This is a genomic window from Pedobacter sp. GW822-FHT03F06, from assembly GCF_058801365.1.
Genome location: NZ_JBXANE010000002.1, coordinates 599,457 through 621,064 on the forward strand (window position 1 = coordinate 599,457; position 21,608 = coordinate 621,064).

The 21,608-nt window shown below is 38.4% G+C and carries 23 protein-coding genes; 16 read left to right on the forward strand and 7 right to left on the reverse strand.

The features are described from left to right. Positions 1–54: 54 nt before the first annotated feature. Both AC1RJ8_RS05145 and AC1RJ8_RS05150 read right to left on the reverse strand, forming a co-directional pair. Positions 55–369 (reverse strand): eCIS core domain-containing protein, encoded by a 315-nt coding sequence (locus AC1RJ8_RS05145; protein ID WP_492952817.1) that lies wholly within the window; start codon positions 367–369, stop codon positions 55–57. A gap of 45 nt (positions 370–414) precedes the next feature. Further along, the gene (locus AC1RJ8_RS05150; RefSeq protein ID WP_492952818.1) at positions 415–864 is read right to left on the reverse strand and encodes a hypothetical protein; all 450 of its coding nucleotides are present in this window, start codon (positions 862–864) and stop codon (positions 415–417) included. 317 nt (positions 865–1,181) lie between these two features. On the opposite strand from AC1RJ8_RS05150, the gene AC1RJ8_RS05155 reads away from it, so the two are divergent. Continuing rightward, positions 1,182–1,769 (forward strand): YceI family protein, encoded by a 588-nt coding sequence (locus AC1RJ8_RS05155; RefSeq protein ID WP_492952819.1) that lies wholly within the window; start codon positions 1,182–1,184, stop codon positions 1,767–1,769. A 245-nt stretch (positions 1,770–2,014) separates the two neighbouring features. Here the strand turns inward: AC1RJ8_RS05155 and AC1RJ8_RS05160 are convergent, their stop codons facing one another. Further along, positions 2,015–2,782: an MBL fold metallo-hydrolase gene (locus tag AC1RJ8_RS05160; protein WP_492952820.1), complete on the reverse strand. Its 768-nt coding sequence runs from the start codon at positions 2,780–2,782 to the stop codon at positions 2,015–2,017. Between the two features lie 112 nt (positions 2,783–2,894). On the opposite strand from AC1RJ8_RS05160, the gene AC1RJ8_RS05165 reads away from it, so the two are divergent. From AC1RJ8_RS05165 to AC1RJ8_RS05210, 10 genes are all read left to right on the forward strand, one after another. Next, positions 2,895–4,217, forward strand: a complete 1,323-nt coding sequence (locus AC1RJ8_RS05165; RefSeq protein WP_492952821.1) for a sulfatase-like hydrolase/transferase — start codon at positions 2,895–2,897, stop codon at positions 4,215–4,217. A gap of 102 nt (positions 4,218–4,319) precedes the next feature. Then, positions 4,320–6,020 (forward strand): single-stranded-DNA-specific exonuclease RecJ, encoded by a 1,701-nt coding sequence (recJ, locus tag AC1RJ8_RS05170; RefSeq protein WP_492952822.1) that lies wholly within the window; start codon positions 4,320–4,322, stop codon positions 6,018–6,020. Between the two features lie 87 nt (positions 6,021–6,107). Beyond that, positions 6,108–6,848: an LPS export ABC transporter ATP-binding protein gene (gene lptB / locus AC1RJ8_RS05175; protein WP_057931148.1), complete on the forward strand. Its 741-nt coding sequence runs from the start codon at positions 6,108–6,110 to the stop codon at positions 6,846–6,848. A 173-nt stretch (positions 6,849–7,021) separates the two neighbouring features. Continuing rightward, the gene (locus AC1RJ8_RS05180) at positions 7,022–8,545 is read left to right on the forward strand and encodes a GH3 auxin-responsive promoter family protein (protein WP_492952823.1); all 1,524 of its coding nucleotides are present in this window, start codon (positions 7,022–7,024) and stop codon (positions 8,543–8,545) included. A 358-nt stretch (positions 8,546–8,903) separates the two neighbouring features. Beyond that, positions 8,904–9,530, forward strand: a complete 627-nt coding sequence (locus AC1RJ8_RS05185) for a DUF2306 domain-containing protein (protein WP_492952824.1) — start codon at positions 8,904–8,906, stop codon at positions 9,528–9,530. Positions 9,531–9,547: 17 nt separating this feature from the next. Further along, a complete protein-coding gene (locus tag AC1RJ8_RS05190; protein ID WP_492952825.1) occupies positions 9,548–10,432 on the forward strand; it encodes a YARHG domain-containing protein in 885 nt (294 codons plus the stop codon). An 18-nt stretch (positions 10,433–10,450) separates the two neighbouring features. After that, positions 10,451–10,885, forward strand: a complete 435-nt coding sequence (locus AC1RJ8_RS05195) for a YkvA family protein (protein ID WP_492952826.1) — start codon at positions 10,451–10,453, stop codon at positions 10,883–10,885. After that, positions 10,866–11,186, forward strand: coding sequence for a DUF2752 domain-containing protein (locus tag AC1RJ8_RS05200; protein WP_492952827.1), 321 nt, complete (start codon positions 10,866–10,868; stop codon positions 11,184–11,186). The genes AC1RJ8_RS05195 and AC1RJ8_RS05200 overlap by 20 nt, the downstream gene beginning before the upstream one ends. 8 nt (positions 11,187–11,194) lie before the next feature. Next, positions 11,195–11,674, forward strand: coding sequence for a CCC motif membrane protein (locus AC1RJ8_RS05205; protein ID WP_492952828.1), 480 nt, complete (start codon positions 11,195–11,197; stop codon positions 11,672–11,674). A gap of 100 nt (positions 11,675–11,774) precedes the next feature. Further along, positions 11,775–12,185, forward strand: a complete 411-nt coding sequence (locus AC1RJ8_RS05210; protein ID WP_492952829.1) for a BrxA/BrxB family bacilliredoxin — start codon at positions 11,775–11,777, stop codon at positions 12,183–12,185. A 333-nt stretch (positions 12,186–12,518) separates the two neighbouring features. Here AC1RJ8_RS05210 and cdaA read toward each other — a convergent pair whose 3' ends face one another. Together cdaA and folP are read right to left on the reverse strand one after the other, a co-directional pair. Further along, complete coding sequence (gene cdaA, locus AC1RJ8_RS05215; protein WP_086549174.1) at positions 12,519–13,310, reverse strand: diadenylate cyclase CdaA; 792 nt, start codon at positions 13,308–13,310, stop codon at positions 12,519–12,521. 278 nt (positions 13,311–13,588) lie between these two features. Further along, positions 13,589–14,440, reverse strand: coding sequence for a dihydropteroate synthase (gene folP, locus AC1RJ8_RS05220; protein ID WP_492952830.1), 852 nt, complete (start codon positions 14,438–14,440; stop codon positions 13,589–13,591). A 99-nt stretch (positions 14,441–14,539) separates the two neighbouring features. Here folP and AC1RJ8_RS05225 point away from each other — a divergent pair, with 99 nt between their 5' ends. The 5 genes from AC1RJ8_RS05225 to AC1RJ8_RS05245 are packed head-to-tail and all read left to right on the forward strand — an operon-like array spanning position 14,540 to position 18,307. Continuing rightward, a complete protein-coding gene (locus AC1RJ8_RS05225; protein ID WP_131032057.1) occupies positions 14,540–15,085 on the forward strand; it encodes a DUF1599 domain-containing protein in 546 nt (181 codons plus the stop codon). Between the two features lie 35 nt (positions 15,086–15,120). Continuing rightward, positions 15,121–16,272 carry a BT_3928 family protein gene (locus AC1RJ8_RS05230; protein ID WP_492952831.1) on the forward strand — a complete coding sequence of 384 codons (1,152 nt, stop codon included), beginning with the start codon at positions 15,121–15,123 and terminating at the stop codon, positions 16,270–16,272. A gap of 2 nt (positions 16,273–16,274) precedes the next feature. After that, positions 16,275–17,330, forward strand: a complete 1,056-nt coding sequence (locus AC1RJ8_RS05235; protein WP_492952832.1) for an ABC transporter permease — start codon at positions 16,275–16,277, stop codon at positions 17,328–17,330. 3 nt (positions 17,331–17,333) lie between these two features. Further along, complete coding sequence (locus AC1RJ8_RS05240) at positions 17,334–17,780, forward strand: DinB family protein (protein ID WP_492952833.1); 447 nt, start codon at positions 17,334–17,336, stop codon at positions 17,778–17,780. 23 nt (positions 17,781–17,803) lie between these two features. Continuing rightward, complete coding sequence (locus AC1RJ8_RS05245; RefSeq protein ID WP_492952834.1) at positions 17,804–18,307, forward strand: shikimate kinase; 504 nt, start codon at positions 17,804–17,806, stop codon at positions 18,305–18,307. 71 nt (positions 18,308–18,378) lie between these two features. Here AC1RJ8_RS05245 and crtD read toward each other — a convergent pair whose 3' ends face one another. Together crtD and AC1RJ8_RS05255 are read right to left on the reverse strand one after the other, a co-directional pair. Beyond that, positions 18,379–19,866: a 1-hydroxycarotenoid 3,4-desaturase CrtD gene (gene crtD, locus AC1RJ8_RS05250; protein ID WP_492952835.1), complete on the reverse strand. Its 1,488-nt coding sequence runs from the start codon at positions 19,864–19,866 to the stop codon at positions 18,379–18,381. A gap of 4 nt (positions 19,867–19,870) precedes the next feature. Further along, complete coding sequence (locus tag AC1RJ8_RS05255) at positions 19,871–21,574, reverse strand: M28 family peptidase (protein WP_492952836.1); 1,704 nt, start codon at positions 21,572–21,574, stop codon at positions 19,871–19,873. Positions 21,575–21,608: the final 34 nt, after the last annotated feature.

Genomic DNA, 21,608 nt, shown 5'->3' on the forward strand with positions numbered 1-21,608 from the left:
GCGGGAGTAATATTTAATTTGGGTAGAAGTTATAAGCAACTCGGACACCTACGATTAAGTATTGGTTGCTTTTGCCCCCATTTCATCAGCTTCTTTTTCTAAACTATCATCACTAACATTTATGTTGGGTTTTAGTGGTGCTGTTGGTTTAACCCTACCTTGTTTTTGCTGCACTACATGCCATGCCTCATGCGGCAAATGTTTTTCCTGATCGGCAGCAAAATGAATATCAGCACCCTTGGCATAGGCTAAAGCATTTAATTGCGCAGGTTTATCTGAATTCGTGTGTACTTTCACTCCATCCATTGAAATACCTGAAAGTGCTTCAATGCCATTTTTTAAATTATCGGGTAAATTTTTCTTGGCCATGTTTTCTTTGCCGATTTTAATATCACTACAGATTCAGCGTTCTTCCTATTTGAATAAACCTTCAGAATTAACATTGTAGCCTAAAACTTTAATCTGGTCGTTTTCTGCGGTTAAGGTAAGGGTTTCTTTTGCCTGAAATTTTGTCCTTTCTACAACATAATATAGTACATAATTTGCAGATGGATTTGAGCCTCTGATCACTTTCGTTTCCCAATGATCTAATTTTTTGCTTTTTATCTCGCCCAGCTTATTAACAGTCCCGGTTAAATAGTCATTTAATTTTTGCATACTGGTTACTGCTTTAAATTGATTGCTAAGGATCGGACTTAATTTTTTCAAATCTTTTTGCTGAAGTAGCGCATAAAACTGATCGGCTACTTTCTCCCCTTCTTTTTTATCTTCTTCGCGGTTTAAATAAGCACTGTTGAAATTACAGCCTGTTGCAATAAATAATAAGCTGAATAAATATAATGAGGCGTAAATTTTATTTTTCATGAGCGTCTGATATTATTTTCTAAATATAGAAGATTATTTTTTCTATGAACAGTATAGAATAAAATTAAGCATGATAGGTAGGTAGCAAATGTTTGCATTTTTTAGGCGATGCCAAGGAAGCCCTCTACCTTAAACCTTCCGCCTTCTACCTTTGTATATCACATTAAAAAGTAAACAAATTAAACCATTGCTATAATTATGCAGTCAATAGAATGATTTTAAATAAATCCGATTATTTTTGAAAAAACTTAACATAGGTCAATAACAAGAGATCGGGAGTTAGTCTATATTTGTATCAAATTTTAAAAAACCAGAAAATGAAATTAAAAATTAGCTCAATTTTTTTATTAGTGGCAGTTGTAGCACTGTCAGCTTTTAAAAACCCAACTAAACCAGTAACTTATACTGTAGATGCAGCAAAATCGACCATTACTTGGGTTGGTAAAAAAGTAACAGGTTCTCACAATGGAACTGTAGCTTTACAATCAGGTACCTTAGCCGTTAACGGTAAAAGTGTAACTGGTGGTACATTTGTAATTGATATGACTTCAATTAAAGATGCTGATGGAAGCGCTAAATTAGAAGGTCACTTAAAAGCAGACGATTTCTTCGGTACAACTAAATTTCCAACTTCAACTTTCGTAATTACTAAAGTTGCTGGTTCAGGAGCAAACGTAACGGTATCAGGTAATTTAACCATCAAAGGCATCACTAAGCCATTAAGTTTCCCTGCAACAGTAACTGTAAATGCAGATGGTACAGCTTCGGCTTTAGCAGGTAAAATCGTTGTTGATAGAACTAAATATGACATCAAATACGGTTCTAAATCATTCTTCGATAGCATTGGAGACAAAGCAATTGACGATAACTTCGAATTAGCTGTTAAATTGGTAGCTAAAAAATAATTATTTCCGTCTCGGAAAAAGGAAAAGCCTCGGCATGTGTCGAGGCTTTTTTTGTGCCAGCTGAAGCAGGCAACAATAAATGATTGGTAAGTAAATCAGGTGATGATGAATTTCATTGTGGTTAGGCTTTAGCCAACCACAATTTAAGCAAAATAATAAATCGGATTTTTTAACTTATACTAAATCCACTATTGGTCTGTTTCCCCTAAAACCTAAAACCTAAACCCTAAACCCTAAACCCTAAACTACCTAATCTTAAATCCGCCTTCAATAGCATCAACAAAACCAGTTGCTGCGCTTTTACCATGGTAGAACAAACACTCCCAGTTTTCTTCGGCTGCTCTTTTACCAAATTCTTTGCGTAATTCCATCGCTTTGCGGCCATCGAAATCGTATTTGGCAATAAAATTTTTAACCAGTTCTTCAGGTTCAGGCAGTACATCGCCACCAAAAAATACCTTTTGTTTACCTTCTGTTAAAAGGAAAACCTGGTGGTTGGGACAGTGTGCACCTGTAAATTCGTAAGCAATGGTTTCATCCAATGCGCCATCGCCTTCTACAAATTTTAATTGTGCGTTACGCTGAACAAAATCGAAAATATCGGTATGGTAAGAAGATGAAGTGCTGCTAAATGCCGTTTCCCATTCGCCACGGTTAATCACATATTCCGCATCGGGGAAACTGAGTTCAACTTTATCATTTCCCTGTTTATGGATCATACCCCCAGAGTGGTCGTAATGTAAGTGCGACATTAATACCTTGGTTACATCGGTAGGATCGAAACCTGCATTGCGGATATTTTTATGCAGAATCAGTTCGCCATGGTCATCGCTAAATCCTAAACCAGTGTCGAAAAGAATCAGATCATTCTTCAGTTCAACTAAAAATGGCTGAACATTGATAAATAGTGATGCGGGTCTATCTTTAAAGTTATGTATAGTGGGGTCAAAAGGAACAAATTTCTTTGTCGCATCAACAGAATAGGTGCCTTCGAATAGGGTGTGGACTTGCAAAATGTAGATCTTTAATGTTTCTACAAAGGTAACAATCTAAACTTGAGTATTTGTTTTGGTAAAAGCTTGGATACTTCCTTTTTTTGTAAAATATGATACTTAAATTTCAGGCATGAATCTCCGAATCTTAATTTTTCTGCTGGCTTGTAGTTTTTCGATACAGTTAAAAGCACAGCAAAAACCAAACGTAATTATTGTACTGGCTGATGATATGGGTTATGCTGATATTTCTTGTTATGGAAGTCCGCTGATTAAAACACCATTTTTGGATGGAATGGCTGCTAAAGGAATAAAAGCTACAAACTTCGTAACCACTTCACCAACCTGTACACCGTCAAGGGCATCATTGCTCACTGGAAGATACTGTAGCAGGATGGATTTGCCATGGCCAATAGGTCCGGGCGATAAACGTGGTATGCCTGAAGATGAAATTACCATTGCACAAATGCTTAAACAATCAGGCTATGCCACCGCACTGGTGGGTAAATGGCATTTGGGTGATCATGGTGTTTCGCTGCCAAATAAAAAGGGATTTGATGAGTTCTATGGCCTTTTATATAGCCACGATTACAGAGCGCCTTATGTTAAAACCGATACGACAATCAAGATATTTAGGAATACCAAACCAGAGATCTATAAACCACATGATAGTATTTTAACAAGTTCTTACACCCGCGAATCGATCAAATTCATTAAACAAAGTGCTGCGGCTAAAAAACCGTTTTTTCTTTACCTGGCGCAAAATATGCCACACCTGCCTGTAGCTTTTGCAGCGCAAAAAAGTAGAAGAACACCTTCGGCAGGCGGTGAGCTGGGTGATGTGATCGAAGATATGGATGCCGGTTTGGCTGCAATCTGGAAACAGGTGGTCGCATCAGGGCAGGCAGACAATACCGTTTTTATCTTCACAAGCGATAACGGTCCGTGGATTAACGCACCACAGCGCATGTACGATGGTTTTACCAAGTTCTACCATGTGGGCTCAGCTGGGGTTTTTAGAGGATCGAAAGGAATGTCATACGAAGGTGGCCACCGTGTTCCTTTTATCGTGTACTGGAAAGGGCATACCCTTAGCGATACGCAATTAACTAAACCCATTTCAAATTTGGATGTTTTTCCTACGTTGGCCGAGTGGACCAAGAGCAAATTGCCTGCAAAAGTATACGACGGTGAATCTATTTCAGCCCTGCTAACCAGTAAAAACAATGCTAAACCTCACCGCCCGATCTATTACCACAACTATGTTTTGGAAGGTGTAAAAGATGGCGATTGGAAATTGAGGATTACCAAAAAGGATAATAAAGAACTTACTGAGCTTTATAATTTATCATGGGATCCGGCAGAGCGCGTAAATTTGGTTGATGATGCAAAATATGCTGACCAGAAAGCACACTTGATAAAACTTTATCAGGCCTATCCAGGAAATTCGAGGTAAAATTTAACTTTTTGTTTTTAAAGGTTTTGTTCGCCAACCCATTAGATATTGCCTCCATCATATCCAATTAAAATGTATATTTACTGTTCGGAGACAGAATAAATGGAAAAAAGATGGGTGCTGGCATCAGATTGCAATGATGCTACGGTAAATAAAATAGCAGAACAACTCAATATAGATCGCTCACTTGCACAGATACTTGTGCAACGGAATATCTGTGATTTCGATCAGGCAAAAGATTTTTTTAGACCCGATCTGGATCATCTTCACGATCCTTTTATCATGAAGGATATGGATGTTGCTATTGCCCGTATAGAAACCGCATTGGCCAACCATGAAAAAATACTGATCTATGGCGATTATGATGTAGATGGAACAACTTCGGTTGCACTGGCTTACAGTTTTTTTTCGCAGCTCACTAAAAACATCGAATATTATATTCCCGATCGCTACTTAGAAGGCTACGGCATTTCTACTGCAGGAATAGATTATGCTAACGAAAACGGTTTCTCTCTCATCATTGCATTAGATTGCGGAATAAAATCTATCGATAAAATTGATTACGCCAATACTTTAGGTGTCGATTTTATTATCTGCGATCACCATTTGCCAGGAGATGAATTGCCGCGGGCTATCGCCGTTTTAGATCCTAAACGTGCTGATTGCGCCTATCCTTTTAAAGAACTGGCCGGTTGCGGTATAGGCTTTAAACTTGCACAGGCATATGCGGAAAAACATCAGCTCCCTAAAGATATTTATCTGCAATATTTAGACCTGGTAATGGTAAGCATAGCTGCCGATATTGTTCCGGTAGTGGGCGAGAATAGAATTTTAGCCTATTATGGCTTAAAAAAGCTAAACTCAAATCCATGCGAAGGTTTACGTGCCCTGATGGAAGTTTCGGGCAAAACCGAAAACTATAGCATTACCGATGTGGTTTTTACTTTAGGTCCGCGGATTAATGCCGCCGGACGGATAGACCATGCTAAACATGCAGTTGCCATGCTGCTTTGCCAGGTAGATGGAAACGCATTGGAGCAGAGTGAACTGATTAACCTTAAAAATACTGAGCGCAAAACATACGATCAGGACATTACCCGCGAGGCTTTGGCTTTAATTGGCGAAAGTGATATTTTAATCAATAAAAAAACTACCGTCGTTTTCAACGAGAACTGGCATAAGGGGGTAATCGGAATCGTAGCTTCACGTTTAACTGAAAAATATTATCGCCCTACAATCGTATTAACAAAATCTAACGGACATGTAGCTGGTTCCTGCCGATCAGTAATTGGTTTTGATCTGTATGAGGCTTTAAGCGGTTGTGCCGATTTACTGGATCAATATGGCGGGCATAAATTTGCCGCAGGTTTAACCATGCAACAACATAATGTAGATGCCTTTGCTGATAAGTTTGAAGAAATTGTATCGGCCAGTATTACAGAGGAATTGCTTACACCGATGATCAGGATTGATGCCGAAATCGATCTGGCACAGATTGATGGTAAATTCTATCGCGTTTTATCACAAATGGGGCCATTCGGACCCGAAAATATGGCGCCTATTTTTGTTACCCACAATGTATATCTCGCACAGCACGCCATGGCTGTTGGTCAAAATCATTTAAAAATTAATATAAAACAACAAAATTCGCCTATTTTTGAAGGCATTGCATTCGGGTTGGCCGAATTTCAAAATCTTTTACAACCAAAGGTGCCGTTTTCGGTTTGTTATACGTTAGAGGAAAATGTGTGGCGTGATAAGAAACGTTTGCAATTAAATATTAAAGGAATAAAAGTTAATTAACTATAAAATAATCGTCATGCTGAACTTGTTTCAGCATCTAATTAGAAAGGTCCTGAAATGAATTCAGGGTGACGAATGAATCAATATATGATATTAAGAGCCGAAAATCTGGTTAAAAAATATAAGCAGCGTACTGTTGTAAACAATGTTTCTTTTAACGTAAGCCAGGGGGAAATTGTTGGTCTTTTAGGCCCGAACGGTGCCGGAAAAACAACTTCCTTTTACATGATTGTTGGTTTAATTAAACCAAACGAAGGCCGCATTTTCTTGGAAGAAGAAGATATTACAGAAGATCCGATGTACCGCAGGGCGCAAAAAGGAATCGGTTATTTAGCCCAGGAAGCATCTGTTTTTAGAAAACTTACCGTAGAAGATAATATCCTGGCCATTTTGGAAATGAGCAAATTGACCAAGGAAGAACAGCGTGATAAACTCGAAGAGCTCATCAATGAGTTCAGTTTACACAAAGTACGTAAAAACCGCGGCGATTTATTATCAGGTGGCGAGCGCCGCCGTACCGAAATTGCACGTGCCTTAGCCGCCAACCCTAATTTTATCTTATTGGATGAACCCTTTGCAGGGGTAGACCCCATTGCGGTAGAGGAAATTCAAAGTATTGTTGCCAAACTGAAACATAAAAACATAGGCATTTTAATTACCGATCACAACGTACAGGAAACGCTTTCCATTACCGATAGGGCATATCTGCTTTTTGAAGGAAAAATTTTAGAACAGGGTGTTCCGGAGGTGTTGGCTGAGAATGAAATGGTAAGAAAAGTTTATCTTGGATCGAACTTCGTACTGAAACGCAAGAAATTTGATGTTTAATAAATTAATCACCAACAAAAGTATTTCTGCCGACAAACAAATTCTAATTTGGTGTGTTGCCTAATCGCGATGTTAAAACAAACTGCTATAAAATTATTTACGCTGTATAAAAATCTGTGCTTATCTGTGAAAATCTGTGGTAAAATGAAGCTCATTAATTTTAACATTTAAAAATGGCATTTGTAAATTCAATTTTTACCTGGTTAATGAAAAAGCGGATCCACCAGATCGAGCTTTTTATGAAATATCCGTATGATGTTCAGGAAGAGTGGTTCCATAGCTTGATTGATAGTGCCGAAAATACCGAATGGGGCAAACTGTACGATTATAAATCAATCTTAACTCCACAACAATATCAGGAGCGTATTCCTATCCAAAACTACGATACGCTGAAGCCTTACATTGAGCGTATGCTTAATGGCGAACAGAATATTCTATGGCCATCCGATATCAAATGGTTTGCAAAATCATCAGGTACCACAAGTGATAGGAGTAAGTTTATTCCTGTTTCTCCGGAATCGTTAGAAGAGTGCCATTTTAAAGGAGGCAAGGATATGCTTTCTATTTACTGTAATAATCGTCCTGATAACCAGATGTTTACCGGAAAAGGTTTGGTGTTAGGTGGAAGCCATCAGGTTAATCAGTTAAACGAAGATTGTTTTTATGGTGATTTATCTGCCGTGCTGATCAAAAACCTGCCTATCTGGGCCGAATATTACCGCACGCCTGATATGTCTATCGCATTGATGGATAATTACGAAATCAAAATGGATAGAATGGCCGAGGCCACCATCAACGAAAATGTAACAAGCATTTCAGGTGTGCCAACATGGACTATTGTATTGGCCAAAAAGGTGCTCGAACTTACCGGAAAGCAGCATTTACTGGAAGTTTGGCCAAATCTCGAATTGTATATCCATGGTGCAGTAAATTTCGCGCCTTATCGTGAACAGTTTAAACAGCTGATTCCGTCCGATGGAATGTATTATCTGGAAACTTATAATGCATCGGAAGGATTTTTCGGTATTCAGGATCAGGATAATTCAGAAGAAATGTTGCTGATGCTGGATTATGGCATTTTCTATGAGTTTGTTCCGATGGAGAATATCTGTGAAGAAAATCCTAAAGCATTATTGCTGGGCGAAGTAGAGCTGCATAAAAATTACGCTATTGTTATTTCTACAAATGGTGGTTTATGGCGTTACATGATCGGCGATACCATTCAATTTACCTCACTTTCTCCTTATCGCATTAAAATTACCGGACGTACCAAACATTTCATCAATGCCTTTGGCGAAGAAGTGATTATCGACAATGCAGAACAGGCCTTAACCAAAGCTTGCCAGGAAACCGGTGCTGAAATTAAAGATTATACCGCCGGACCGATTTACTTTAAAGATGAAAAAGCTGGTGGGCACGAGTGGATCATAGAATTCGATAAACAACCTAACGATTTTGAAAAGTTTGTAGATATTATGGATCAGACTCTGCGTGAAGTTAATTCCGATTATGATGCCAAACGTTTTAAGGATATGGCTTTAGCCCGTCCTAAAGTACACAATGCACCTGCAAATACCTTTTATAATTGGTTAAAAGCGAAAGATAAACTTGGCGGGCAACATAAGGTGCCACGTTTAGCCAATGAGCGTAAATATGTTGATGATATTTTGGAGATGATGAAATCTTCTTCCATCTAATAAATCTCATTTAGGCATGTCAGTCTTAGGCATAATTTATTATATAAAAATCAATTTGAATGACAGATAGATAAAGAAAGTGAATGGGCTCGAAGTATCGTCATTTCGACCGCAGTGGAGAAATCTTTCAAAGTTGATTTCAATAATTTGGTACATAGATCTCTCCATTTCGCTGTGCTACAGTCGAGATGACGACTATTCTATTGAAATCTGTCAATGTTAACATGTCTAGAACTTTTAAGGCAATTTGCAAGCTCAGTTTGACATTTTTTTTATATTATTAATGTTATTCGCAATGAAAAACATCCTCATCTTTTTTACGCTTAGGATCATGAGTTATTACTGTTTAACAAAATAAATGAAAAGCATCAGCTATAAACGTGTAGCCTGGCTATTGTTTTTTGCCTATTTCTTTATGTTAATGGTGCAGATTACTTTACGGTATATCCCACTGAATAGTGAAGTGTCTTTTCTACAGATCAAACAGACTGAAGTATCAGGAATCAAAGCCTATCTTCCCATATTTTACATCCATGTCTATAGTGCCATATTTGTACTACTGGCTGGTTTTACACAGTTTAATCCTAAAATTTTAGCTAAATATCCCAAAATACATAAATGCTTGGGCTACTTGTATGCAGGCTCCGTATTGTTACTTGCCGCGCCGTCTGGTATTTTTATCGGCTGGTTTGCAAACGGAGGATTAATGGCTAAAACCTCATTTATCATTTTAGGCATTTTGTGGTTCTGGTTTACCCTAAAGGCGATTCTGGTTATTTTAAAAAGAGAAATAATAGCCCATAAAAAGTTTATGTACCGTAGTTTTGCTTTGGCAACCTCTGCGATAACTTTAAGGCTATGGAAAGTTATTTTAGTATATTTATTTCACCCGGCACCAATGGATGTTTACCAGATTATTGCCTGGTTGGGCTGGATACCCAATTTGTTAATCGCCGAATGGCTGATCAAAAAGAAATTTACTTGACCCTAACATATATACCGATGAAAAAAATCTTATTATTCGCGCTCATTCCCTTTTTGATGCTTTCATGCAGAGATACCAAAAAAACAAACAAAGAAAAAGCAACAAGCATTGCACAGCAGGAAATCCATAAGGAACTTTATGGTTTTTGGGTTGGCGATTTTTACACAACAGATGAGTTAGAATACGAAGGAGATATGTCTGATGCGGTTAAAAAACTGAATATCAACATAAAAAAAATAACTAAAGATACGGTGATTGCGCAAAGTGTGGTTTCTGGCAATAGCCGCCCACTATTGGGTAAAATATCAGAAGATGGTGGTAAAATTACCTTCGTTCTGGATGAACCTGGTACAGATAAATACGATGGGAAATTTGAAATCACCCTTGTTGGCGACACCTTAATTGGTAAATGGAATGCTTATAAAAAGGAACTGAAATGGCTGGAAAAAGAATTTAAATTATTAAAAAAGGCTTTCGAATATAATGCAAGCCGCATGTTGCCAACAGAAATGGAATATGTAGACTGGAGCGACCACAAAATGGTAGCGCAATTAGATACCCTTGAAGATGGAAGTGTAGATTCGTTAGGCGCAAATACTTTTTACAGAAGCGCATCTGAACAGATTTTTAAATTAAATGCATCAACAGCCCTGTTAAAGGAAGAAGATGTGAAGAATTTAAGAAAGCTTGATCTGCAGATTATAAAAAACACCATTTTCGCCAGACATGGTTATGCCTTTAAAAAACAAACTTTTAGAAATTTTTTCGATCCCGTAGAATGGTACGTGCCTGTTAAAAACAATGTGGATAACGATTTAACGGCTATCGAGAATAAAAATATTGTACTATTGGATCGCTTTACCAAATATGCCGAAGACAATTATGATGCTTTTGGCCGTTAATTTGTAATACAGTTAACTATGAAATTGAATAGGGAGAAAATACTAGGTTTCTTTAAAAAATCGCAAAGCAAAGCTTCGGTAATTCTAAGTGATAAAACAAAAGCCAGCAACACGATTAAAGATGCATTAGGAAAGGCAGTAACCAATAAAGGTGATCTGGAAGGTGTTTGGTCGAAACTGGTGCTGTTGTTTGCCGTATCAAAAGATTATGTGAACGGCGATTATACCGAAATTCCGAAAAGATCGATCGTTGCTATTTTGGGTGGTTTGGTCTACTTCTTGTCTCCGATAGATGTGATCCCTGATTTTGTACCTGTTTTAGGTTTTGTTGATGATATCTATATCTTAAACCTGGTGTATAGGCAAGTGCTTAAAGATCTGGAAAAATATAAAGTTTGGAAAGATGCACAGATCAAATTTATTGGCGATATAGATGGCTCAACCGCAACATAGTTTTCTCGATTGGATAGGGGAGCATCTTTTCAGTTGCCCCTTTAAGACGAATTTTGGATTCGATTGCCCAGGCTGTGGTTTACAACGGTCGGTTCTGGCGTTATTTCGGGGCGATTTAATCGCATCATTTAAGTTTTATCCCGCAACAATTCCACTCATTTTTGTGATGGTATTTACCATAGTTCACCTTAAGGTCGATTTTAAGTTTGGGGCACAGCTGATAAAAATCGTTTTTGCAAGTGTTGCAGTAATTATTTTAATCAATTACATTTACAAAATATACACTCACCAATTGATCTAAATATAGCCATGTCAGAAGAACAGGAAACTCCTCAAGAAAATAAACCGATTGATCTTTCAAAAGATAAAAATCCAGAACCTGCACCATTTGCGCCATTAGGCAATGGTCCGGTAACCCCACCACCATTTCAGCAACCACCACCATTTGGACAGTTTGGAGGAGGAGGTTTTGGTCAGCAGAACCTGCCAAACGCTACAGCTTCGCTAGTATTGGGTATTATAGCTATACCCGCATGTTGCTTTTATGGGATATTTGGGTTAATTTTTGGTGTAATTGCTTGGATATTAGGTGCAGGTGATATAAAAAAGTATGAGCTTAATCCAAGTTTGTACACTGAATCATCGTACAAAAATGCTAAAGCTGGTAAGATTTGTGGAATGATTGCTACAATTTTAAGTGCACTAATGGTGGTTATGTTTATACTTATCATTGTAGGTGTGGTTGCAAATCCACATATGTTCGAAGAGCTTTTAAGGGATGTGAAATAAGCTAAATTTAATTTTACCTTAAAAATATAAATCGAATGGTGCATGCCATTCGATTTTCTTATTTTTGTAGCATTGAAATTGTAAATAAAAAACTAAGATAATGTATCCAGAATATTTAGTAGAGCCAATGCGTAAGGAATTAACTAACGTAGGTTTTCAAGAATTAAAAAACGCAGAAGACGTAGATCAAGCGATTAAAGGCGAAGGAACTGTGTTGGTCGTGGTAAATTCGGTATGTGGTTGTGCGGCAGCAAATGCTCGCCCGGCCGCCAGAGCAGCAGCAGCACACGAGAAACACCCTGATAAATTGGTTACTGTTTTTGCAGGGATGGAAAAAGAAGCAGTAGATCAGGCTAGAAATTACATGATGCCCTTCCCTCCATCTTCTCCGGCAATGGCGTTATTTAAAGATGGTAAATTGGTTCACATGATCGAGCGTCACCAGATTGAAGGCCGTCCGGCACAAATGATCGCTGATAACCTGATCGGTGCTTTTGAAGAATACTGCTAAAAATTGATTACACGGATTATTGGATTATACCGATAAGAAGGTAATTTAAATGATAAAGAAATGGTGAGTGGAAACATTCACCATTTTTGCGTTTAATTGTGATTGCTGCTGGAATTGGAGTGTTTTTTGCCACGGAAACACAGAAAACGCGGAATATACCCCTCGGTTCGTCATATTGAGTGTAGTCGAAGGATTGTTTTCATAGGTTAGGGATTATTCATGATGTGTTTAAGATTTAAAAGGCATTCATGCTTGCTACGCAGGTTTTCACTGTACTCAGAATGACAACACTCTTATCTGTATAATCACCTGAAATCTCAAAATCTGTGATTACTAAAAATCCTTATTCAGCAATTTCTCTAATTCCCCAAACGAAACATTCATTCTTACCCTACCTTGTTTGGCATATGATATTTCTCCGGTTTCTTCTGATATAATTACTGCAACGGCATCGGTCGTTTCAGAAACACCAATACCAGCACGGTGCCTTAAGCCAAATTGCGAGGGTAACTGGTCGTTATCCGTTAAAGGTAAAATACAGCTTGCACTTTTAATTTTGTTCTCCGAAATAACTACGGCACCATCATGCAGCGGACTGTTTTTTTGAAAAATGCTCTCTAATAAACGTTTCGATATTTTGGCATCAACAAGTTCGCAGCTATTGGCGAAAAACTGTTCGTCGTAAAATTTAACAAATACCATTAATGCACCTGTGCGTGTTTTCTTCATACTTTTACAGGCATCAATAATTGGTTTTATACGGGTTAAATTATTCCTTTCAATTTCTTTTCTGCCAAATAAATATCCCCACCAGGCTTTGTTCTTTTGCAAAAAAGCATTTTTTCCGATCAGCAAGAGAAAACGCCTGATCTCTGGGTGGAAAATTACAATCAGCGCAATGATCCCCACACTCATAAACTTCTCGATGATGGCCGTAAGCAGTTTCATGTGCAAAGCATCAACAACGCGATAAAATATGGCAATGATCAGCATACCAACCAGCAAGTTAACAGCTAGCGTATTGCGGATTAGGGTATAAACGTAATAGATTAAAAGCGCCACAAGCACAATGTCTACCACGTCGGTAATGGTGAATTTTACGAAATCAAAATCTAATCCTTTCATCAATGGCAAGATAGCAAAACGGTTTTCAGTTTACAAGCAAGATAGGTTAACTGTTTAAATTGGTTAATTGTTTTTTTAGGATCGTCACCCTGAACTTGTTTCAGGGTCTTTACCCAAAAAAAGATGCTGACCACGAAGTAGCTATTAGGCCTTTAAAACAATAAAACTGCTAATAAAACAAGTTCAGCAGGACGAATCTAAGGAGAGGCGTTATCCTGAATTCATTTCAGCATCTAATAACAAATAATTATCCAATGGTGTTTTCTTACAGCAGCAGCTTAACGCAGCATCCCAACTAACTTCACACACTCCACTGCTTCCTTAACATCATGTACCCTTAAAATGCCCGCTCCTTTTTGTAGTGCAATGGTATTGAGTACAGAAGTTCCGTTCAGGGCCTCTGCTGCTGAAGTTCCGAGTGTTTTATAAATCATTCCTTTACGCGAGAATCCTACTAAAATGGGAAGTTTGAAAATTTTAAAGGCCTCCAGCTGCTTAAGCAGTTCGTAATTATGTTCGATTGTTTTCCCGAATCCAAAACCAGGGTCAATAATTAAATCGTGAACATGAAGCGCCTTAAGCGCTGCAACTTTTTTAGCCAGGTAATCAATTACTTCCAATAATACATTGGCATAAACAGGGTTTTGCTGCATATTTTGTGGTGTGCCCTGCATGTGCATCATCATATAGGGTACCTGTAATTTAGCCACTGTTTCGAACATCTGTTCGTCCATATCTCCAGCGGCAATATCGTTAATGATATGCGCGCCGGCAGAAATCGTTTCTTCTGCTACTTTTGCCCTGAAGGTATCGATAGAAATAACCGCTTCGGGAAATGCCTTTACCAAACTTTCCACCACGGGCACCAAACGGTCAACCTCTTCACTGGTAGAAATGTCTTTAGCGCCAGGTCTTGATGAGTATCCGCCGATATCGATAAATGCAGCGCCTTCATCAAGGAACTGGGCTGTTTTGGTTAAAGCTTCGTCTATTGATTTTGTGCGGCTGTTGCTATAAAAAGAATCGGGGGTGATATTTAAAATACCCATCACTTTTGGACTGCTTAAATCGATAAGCTTACCTTTAATATTTAAGCTTTGTTTGGGCTCAAAAAAGTTTTTTTCTGCCATAATAAACCCTTTCGGGATTTGGGTTTCGCTTTAAAAATGTATCTTTAGCTTTTGTTTTTTCATGACAAAAATACACTAAAAACTAAATAATTATTGGCTTTGGCACAAACAAATACCTCTACCGAATTTGATGAAGTGATTGCAGTTTGCAGATCATTATTTTTAAAAAAGACTAAAGATTATGGCACTGCATGGCGGATTTTAAGACCAAGTTCGATAACCGATCAGATTTTTATCAAAGCACAGCGCATCCGTACCCTTGAAGAAAAAAAAGTAAGTAAAGTAGGAGAGGGGGTGATATCGGAGTATATCGGAATTGTAAACTATTGTATTATCGCCATGATGCAGCTCGAACTGACCGAAAGTGATCCGAATGAGATGCCCTATGCCGAAGTAGAAAAACGATTTGAAGAAAAGGTAACGGAAACTAAAGATTTAATGTTTGCCAAGAACCACGATTATGGCGAAGCTTGGCGCGATATGCGCATTAGCTCATTAACCGACCTGATTTTAATGAAAATTTTTAGGGTTAAACAGATAGAAGATAACGAAGGACAAACCCTGGCTTCAGAAGGTGTTAATGCGAATTATCAGGATATGTTGAACTATTCGGTTTTTGCACTGATCAAACTTGGGGTTAAGTAAATGCATAATAGCCTTTAAAAAACAGATACATACAGATGCGAAACATACTTTTACGATTTTCCAGGATTTTTGTCGGTGCTTTATTCATATTCTCAGGATTGATCAAAGCAAACGATCCGCTTGGCTTTGGCTATAAATTACAGGAGTATTTTGAAGTTTTTCACATGAATTTCCTGAGTGGAATGGCCACCGCTATTGCCATTTTACTTTGTACTTTAGAAATTGTTCTCGGTGCCTTATTGCTATTCGGTTTCTGGAGTAAAAAGGTGGCTTGGGGTTTATTGCTACTCATTATCTTTTTTACCCTACTCACATTTATATCTGCAGCATTCAAAGTAGTTACCAGTTGTGGCTGTTTTGGCGATGCCATTCCGCTCACCCCATGGCAGTCGTTTAGTAAAGATCTGATCCTTTTAGCGCTGATCATTGTTATTTTCCTAAACAAGAACCTGATCCAGCCATTATTTAAAAAAGAAGCCACTCAAAGAAATATTGCCATTGCAGTAACGGTTATATCTTTAGGTTTTGGTTTGTATACTTACAATGTTTTGCCGATTATCGATTTCCTGCCTTATAAAGTTGGTGCACATCTTCCATCACTAATGGTGATCCCTCCGGGAGAAAAACCAGATGAATTTGAGATCATGTATCACTTAAAGAACAAGAAAACCAATGAAGAGAAAGATATGAGCGATAAAGCCTATCTTAAAACGGAAATCTGGAAGGATAACAATTGGGAAATTATCGGTGAACCGGCAAAAAGACTGGTTAAAAAAGGTTTTGAACCTAAAATCAAAGATCTGAACATTACTGATGCGTCGGGCACCGATTATACCAAGGAACTGATCGAAAACCCTTATTATAATTTGATTTTCGTAGCTTATGATCTTCATGCTGCAAACGAGGGCGCCATCGGTAAACTAAACGCATTGGCTTTAAACGCTACGCAGCAGTTTAATATCCGCACGGTATTGCTTACGTCCAATTCGGCTCAGGATGCGCAGGCTTTTATCAAAAAGAACAACCTGTTTTCGGAGGTTTTTTATGCTGATGCTGTACCTTTAAAAAGTATGGTAAGGGCAAATCCTGGTGTTTTATTGATGAAAAACGGAGTGGTAATCAATAAATGGCATTTTCATAACGTACCCACTTTCGACCAACTCAGCCGGAAATATTTCGATAAATAAACATGATCGGATACGCATTAAAAAAACTGATGTATGGGCTGCTGGTAATGGGCGGTGTAATATTGGTTGTTTTTGTGCTGTTTAATATTTTACCTGGCGACCCTGCACGGATGACGATGGGGCAAAGGGCCGATGTACAATCGCTCGAAGCCGTTCGTAAAGAATTTGGCTTAGACCGATCCAAACCTGTTCAGTTCGTTTTATACATTAACGATTTATCGCCAATTAGCATTCTGGATAATGATAGTACCAATCAACAGAAATATCATTATGCAAAATTGATGGCTTTTGATAAAAAAGCCCTGGTGATAAAATGGCCTTATCTCCGCAGTTCTTACCAGACCAAGCGCGATGTAACAGCTATACTTTCCGAAACGGTACCAAATACTTTTATCCTGGCTTTAACAGCGATGATTTTTGCAACAATAATCGGCGTGTTTTTGGGTGTGCTTTCAGCGGTTTATAAAGATTCGTGGATTGATAAATCGGCCAATGCATTTGCCATTCTAGGCATATCAGCACCTTCTTTTTTTGCAGGGATTATTATTGCCTGGCTGTTCGGCTTTGTGCTGAGCAATTATACAGGTCTAAAAATGAGCGGAAGCTTATATTCTTACGATCCCTTTAATGGTGAAGTATTAACCTTAAGAAACCTATGGCTGCCGATGATTACCCTTGGTTTGAGACCTTTGGCGATTATTGTACAGTTAACCAGAAGCGCAATGCTGGATGTTTTGGCGCAGGATTATATCAGAACTGCCAGGGCTAAAGGCTTAAGTAGAAATGCCATAATTTATAAACACGCTTTAAAAAATGCCCTGAACCCGGTAATTACGGCCATTTCAGGGTGGTTTGCCTCTTTGCTGGCGGGTTCTTTCTTTGTAGAGTACATTTTCGGCTATAATGGATTGGGCAGAACAACAGTAACCGCTTTAGAAATGTCTGATTTTCCGGTGGTGATGGGATCTATTCTTTTTATTGCTTTCGTATTTGTAGTCATCAATATTCTGGTTGATATTTTATATGCTTATGTCGATCCAAGAGTTAAATTAAGTTAGGTTATGCGCGAAGAAGAAATTATAAACTATACTGAGCTTGCCGATCAACGCATCATTGAAATATTTAAGTTTGCAACAACTGAAATGCCCGATGCAGAGCGATTGTTTAGCCACGTACTTAATGCGCAGCATATTTGGGCGCAACGGATTTCGGGTAAGAAGCCACTTTATGGTGTTTGGGATATTCATCATAAGGAAAACTTTGAAAGTATTGCCGCTGAAAATTTTAAGTTGATTAGGACGGTATTGAAAGACAATACATTAGATAAAAAGATTTTGTACAGCAACACACAAGGTGCTCAGTACGAAAACCGATTAGACGAAATTTTATTTCATTTATTTAATCATTCTACTTATCATCGCGGACAGGTTGTAACTTTGTTGAAAAAAGAAGGTTTTACACCACCTGTAACCGATTATATTATGTTAAAACGCGACAATCTATTATAAGGTCTAAGCAAAAAGAGAGATACATGAAGATTTTCCTTATCGGATATATGGGCTGCGGCAAAAGTACAAAGGCAAAACAGTTGGCACATCGTTTAGAATGCCCTGTAATTGATCTTGACGCCGAAATTGTTTCAAAAACGGGTAAAAGCATTGCCGAATATTTTGCCGAATATGGAGAAAGTGGCTTTAGGGATTATGAAAGCGAAATGCTTAAAACCTTCGATTATCCAGAAACCTGTGTGGTAGCTACTGGAGGCGGATTGCCGTGTTTCTTCGATAACATGGAATGGATGAATGCAAATGGTGAAACGGTTTACCTGCAAATGGAGCCTGCTGCATTGGTATCACGTTTACATAACCGCCAAAAGCGTCCGTTGATTAAAGATCTGGATGATGAGCAGCTTTTAGAATTTATCAAAATAAAACTTCAGGAACGTGATCCTTTTTATACCAAAGCTAAATTAATTGTAGATGCATTTGATCTGGATGGCGAAAAGTTAGAAGAAGCCATTAAGAACAATCGATAGTCTGCAGTCCTTAGTCTCTAGTCTTTACTCGATTAATTAATAAGCAGATAGGTTTACCAATTAACCAATGGCTAATGAACTACTGAACTAATTTCATCATCAATTATCTTAGCCGATAATAATGCCAGCGGAATTCCTCCGCCCGGATGTACACTGCCTCCACAGAAGTATAGATTTTTAACTTTCGAACTGAAATTGGAATGCCTTAAAAAGGCAGAAAACTGATTGTTGGAACTGTTACCATATAGAGAACCTTGATAAGAACCGGTTTTGCTTTCAATGCTTCTGGGGTCTAAAATCTGCTCACAGGTAATGTCTTTTTCAATATTTCTGTTTAAAATACGACTGATTTTTTGGATAATATTTGCCCTGGCTTCTTTGATCAATACATCCCAGTTTTGACCGTTATTGGCAGGAACGTTTATCATTACAAACCAGTTTTCGCTGTCTGTTGGTGCATCACCCCTGATATGTTTACAGCTGATGTTCACGTACACCGTTGGATCGCTGCTGATGGTTTTATCTTTCCATATGGCATTAAACTCTTTTTGGTAATCCTCAGCGAAAAAGATGTTGTGCAAGCCCATATCGCTGTAATTTCCATCCATGCCCCAGTAAAAGATCAGAGCAGAGCTACTCCGTTCCTGGTTTAATAACTTTTTAGGTTGAGCTATGCCTTTAAGCAGGTTTTTATAAGTAAACCAGATATCGAGGTTCGAAACAACAACATCAGCCTTATAGGTTTTATCATTAACTTTTACGCCCTGTACTTCGGGTTTAGGATCATTAGCATATATAATTTCTTCTACCTTTTGATTGTAATGAAACCTTATTCCTAACTCTTCTGCCAACTTTACCAGGGCAGTAACAATACTGTACATCCCATTTTTTGGAAGGAAGGCTCCATAATGGTACTCGAAATGCGGAATCACATTCAATGTGGCCGGTGCCTGGTAGGGATCGGAACCATTATAGGTGGCATAACGGTTAAAAAGTTGTGCTATTCTATCGTCCTTAAAGAAAAATCGGTTTGCTTTTGCCTGTGTTCTAAAAGCATCAATCTGGCCAAAACGGAATATAGATTTTAAGGTATCCCAGTGCAGATAGCTTTTAATTTTATGTAAACTTCTTTCCAGAAATACACGGTGGGTAACATCGTAAATGGTTTTGCTTTTGTTTAAATAGCGCTCAACCTCTTTTGCAGTTGAAGCTGTCTTCTCTTCTATTTCCTTTGCAAATTCATCAAGATCTGCGCTTGCATTTAGCCTTAAACCATCCTCGTAGAAATAACGGCAAATTTCTTTTAGTTTGATGTATCCAAAATAATCTTCAGGGTTCTTACCTGCCAATTTAAAGAGCTCATCCACGTAGTGGGGCATGGTAAAGAGGCTGGGGCCGGCATCGAACCTGAAACCGTTCATTTTTATTTCTGCCAGCTTACCTCCAGGTTTTGAATTAGCTTCAAAAACATCAACCTCATAACCCTTTACGGAAAGACGGATAGCCGATGCAATTCCAGCAATTCCGGCACCGATAACTATTGCTTTTGGTTTAGGCATCAATCTATTTCAACTCCTCTAAATATACCTTCGTTTGTTTTTCGATCTCGTTAGTAGCAACCTTAATGGCCGAACCAACTCTGGTAGTTTCGGGTTTTACAGGCATTTTGTTTACCGTTGCCAAAGCATCTGTATACCATTTGGCCCACACTTCAATAATGTGTTTCTCATTAGCTGCGGCTTTTCCTTTTGCAATTTCTTTTTTGCTCAGTTCAAATTCGGTTTTTAAGCGCGTTAAAGCATCGTTTTTAATTTGCGAAACAGTGGCTATCGCAGTATTTTCGTCTGCAGAAATTAAAGTATAGGCGGTAGTTAAAGCGCTTATCCCTACATTTTTCATTTCGGTTGGCGAAACTTTATCAATCCTGTCATTATCCGTATGGTAGAACACATCGGTAAAGTGCCACATCAGTAATCCTGGGATTTTATTTTGCAAGAATGGTGTGTGGTCACTACCACCTTCGAACGGATTATAGTTAACCGTCCAATTGGCAAATTTGCCCTGAGCTTTGCAGATATCGAAGATGAAATCGTTAAAATAATGTGGGAAAAGATCTTTCTCCGTAACATCGCCTGCGCCCCATTCGGTATGTTTATCTGTTCCCCTTGTCCAGATGGCTGACGGATCAGGCATTTTTTCAATCAAAAAGGAGCCGCCAGTTTTTTTAGTGTCCTCGCCAACCATATCCAAACTCATTCCCCACATAATACCCTTGGCCCGGGCGGTATCTTCGGTAATATATCTCCTTGTTGATACAATTTCATCGCCCCATAAAAAAGTGAGGCTGCGCTTAGGGTCAATCTTTTTTGCCTGATATAATGCTGCTGTTAATCTTGCCATTTCAGCTAATGTGCCAACGCCGCTTGCATTATCGTTTGCCCCAGGTTCCTGAACATGGGCGCTGAATACAAAACGTTCATTAGGATTTGAACTGCCTCTAACGTTTGCTACTATCGTTAATTCTTCAGAGGGATAAATTTTAGTCTGAATATTTACTTTCAATTTAGTCTCGCCTTTTAAACAGGCCACTTTTAACTTTTCTTTGGCAGCATAAGATAAAAGCAATGTCCATACCTCACTATTGGCTTTCATGCTTCCAAACTGGATAGAAGTTTGATGTATATCTGGTTGAGTATACTTTGGCATCGAATAGCCCAACACGCCAATGGCTCCGGCTTTTGCGGCTATTTGAAGCAGGCGCGATGGACTGTTCTCAGAAAATAGGATTTTCCCTTTCAGATCCATTTTCTCTATTTCGGCAGGTAATACGTTGGTAATGTAAACTACACTAGCCGTAACACCTCCTGCAGGTGTTGATCTGCAATTGATTGGAATCATGTTGCGGTTAGTTTTGTAGGAAATGAGCGGTTTTGTTTCTCCAACAATATCAATATTGGCATCAACGGGCTCCCAGGTGCTATTTTTCATCGCTCTTTTTTCGATGCGATAAGTTAAAGGAGCTTCAAACTCATTCTGCTTCTGTTGTACAAAACCAGCCTTTTTAAGGATGTTCTCAACATAATGGATACTGGCATTAAAGCCTGTGTTGCCGGGTACACGGAAGTATTTTTCTACAAAAGCAGTGGTTTCGTAGGCGTTTTTTTCTAAGAAACCAGCCCGCGTTAGTTTGAAATATTCATCAGTCGAATTTTGTGCGTAACATCCCAATCCCGCAAAAAGCAGTGCAAAAAGTATCTTCGTTTTCATCATCGTTCGTAAAAGCGAAAGATACTAAGAATAT

Bases quoted from the DNA above. Each gene is read 5' to 3' on its own strand.
- AC1RJ8_RS05230 (WP_492952831.1), top strand. From the start codon at position 15,121: ATGCGAAACATACTTTTACGATTTTCCAGGATTTTTGTCGGTGCTTTA.
- AC1RJ8_RS05235 (WP_492952832.1), top strand. From the start codon at position 16,275: ATGATCGGATACGCATTAAAAAAACTGATGTATGGGCTGCTGGTAATG.
- recJ (WP_492952822.1), top strand. From the start codon at position 4,320: ATGGAAAAAAGATGGGTGCTGGCATCAGATTGCAATGATGCTACGGTA.
- AC1RJ8_RS05165 (WP_492952821.1), top strand. From the start codon at position 2,895: ATGAATCTCCGAATCTTAATTTTTCTGCTGGCTTGTAGTTTTTCGATA.
- AC1RJ8_RS05190 (WP_492952825.1), top strand. From the start codon at position 9,548: ATGAAAAAAATCTTATTATTCGCGCTCATTCCCTTTTTGATGCTTTCA.
- crtD (WP_492952835.1), bottom strand. From the start codon at position 19,866: ATGCCTAAACCAAAAGCAATAGTTATCGGTGCCGGAATTGCTGGAATT.
- AC1RJ8_RS05205 (WP_492952828.1), top strand. From the start codon at position 11,195: ATGTCAGAAGAACAGGAAACTCCTCAAGAAAATAAACCGATTGATCTT.
- AC1RJ8_RS05240 (WP_492952833.1), top strand. From the start codon at position 17,334: ATGCGCGAAGAAGAAATTATAAACTATACTGAGCTTGCCGATCAACGC.
- cdaA (WP_086549174.1), bottom strand. From the start codon at position 13,310: ATGAAAGGATTAGATTTTGATTTCGTAAAATTCACCATTACCGACGTG.
- AC1RJ8_RS05155 (WP_492952819.1), top strand. From the start codon at position 1,182: ATGAAATTAAAAATTAGCTCAATTTTTTTATTAGTGGCAGTTGTAGCA.
- lptB (WP_057931148.1), top strand. From the start codon at position 6,108: ATGATATTAAGAGCCGAAAATCTGGTTAAAAAATATAAGCAGCGTACT.
- AC1RJ8_RS05185 (WP_492952824.1), top strand. From the start codon at position 8,904: ATGAAAAGCATCAGCTATAAACGTGTAGCCTGGCTATTGTTTTTTGCC.
- AC1RJ8_RS05195 (WP_492952826.1), top strand. From the start codon at position 10,451: ATGAAATTGAATAGGGAGAAAATACTAGGTTTCTTTAAAAAATCGCAA.
- AC1RJ8_RS05180 (WP_492952823.1), top strand. From the start codon at position 7,022: ATGGCATTTGTAAATTCAATTTTTACCTGGTTAATGAAAAAGCGGATC.
- AC1RJ8_RS05245 (WP_492952834.1), top strand. From the start codon at position 17,804: ATGAAGATTTTCCTTATCGGATATATGGGCTGCGGCAAAAGTACAAAG.
- folP (WP_492952830.1), bottom strand. From the start codon at position 14,440: ATGGCAGAAAAAAACTTTTTTGAGCCCAAACAAAGCTTAAATATTAAA.
- AC1RJ8_RS05255 (WP_492952836.1), bottom strand. From the start codon at position 21,574: ATGAAAACGAAGATACTTTTTGCACTGCTTTTTGCGGGATTGGGATGT.
- AC1RJ8_RS05145 (WP_492952817.1), bottom strand. From the start codon at position 369: ATGGCCAAGAAAAATTTACCCGATAATTTAAAAAATGGCATTGAAGCA.
- AC1RJ8_RS05200 (WP_492952827.1), top strand. From the start codon at position 10,866: ATGGCTCAACCGCAACATAGTTTTCTCGATTGGATAGGGGAGCATCTT.
- AC1RJ8_RS05150 (WP_492952818.1), bottom strand. From the start codon at position 864: ATGAAAAATAAAATTTACGCCTCATTATATTTATTCAGCTTATTATTT.
- AC1RJ8_RS05210 (WP_492952829.1), top strand. From the start codon at position 11,775: ATGTATCCAGAATATTTAGTAGAGCCAATGCGTAAGGAATTAACTAAC.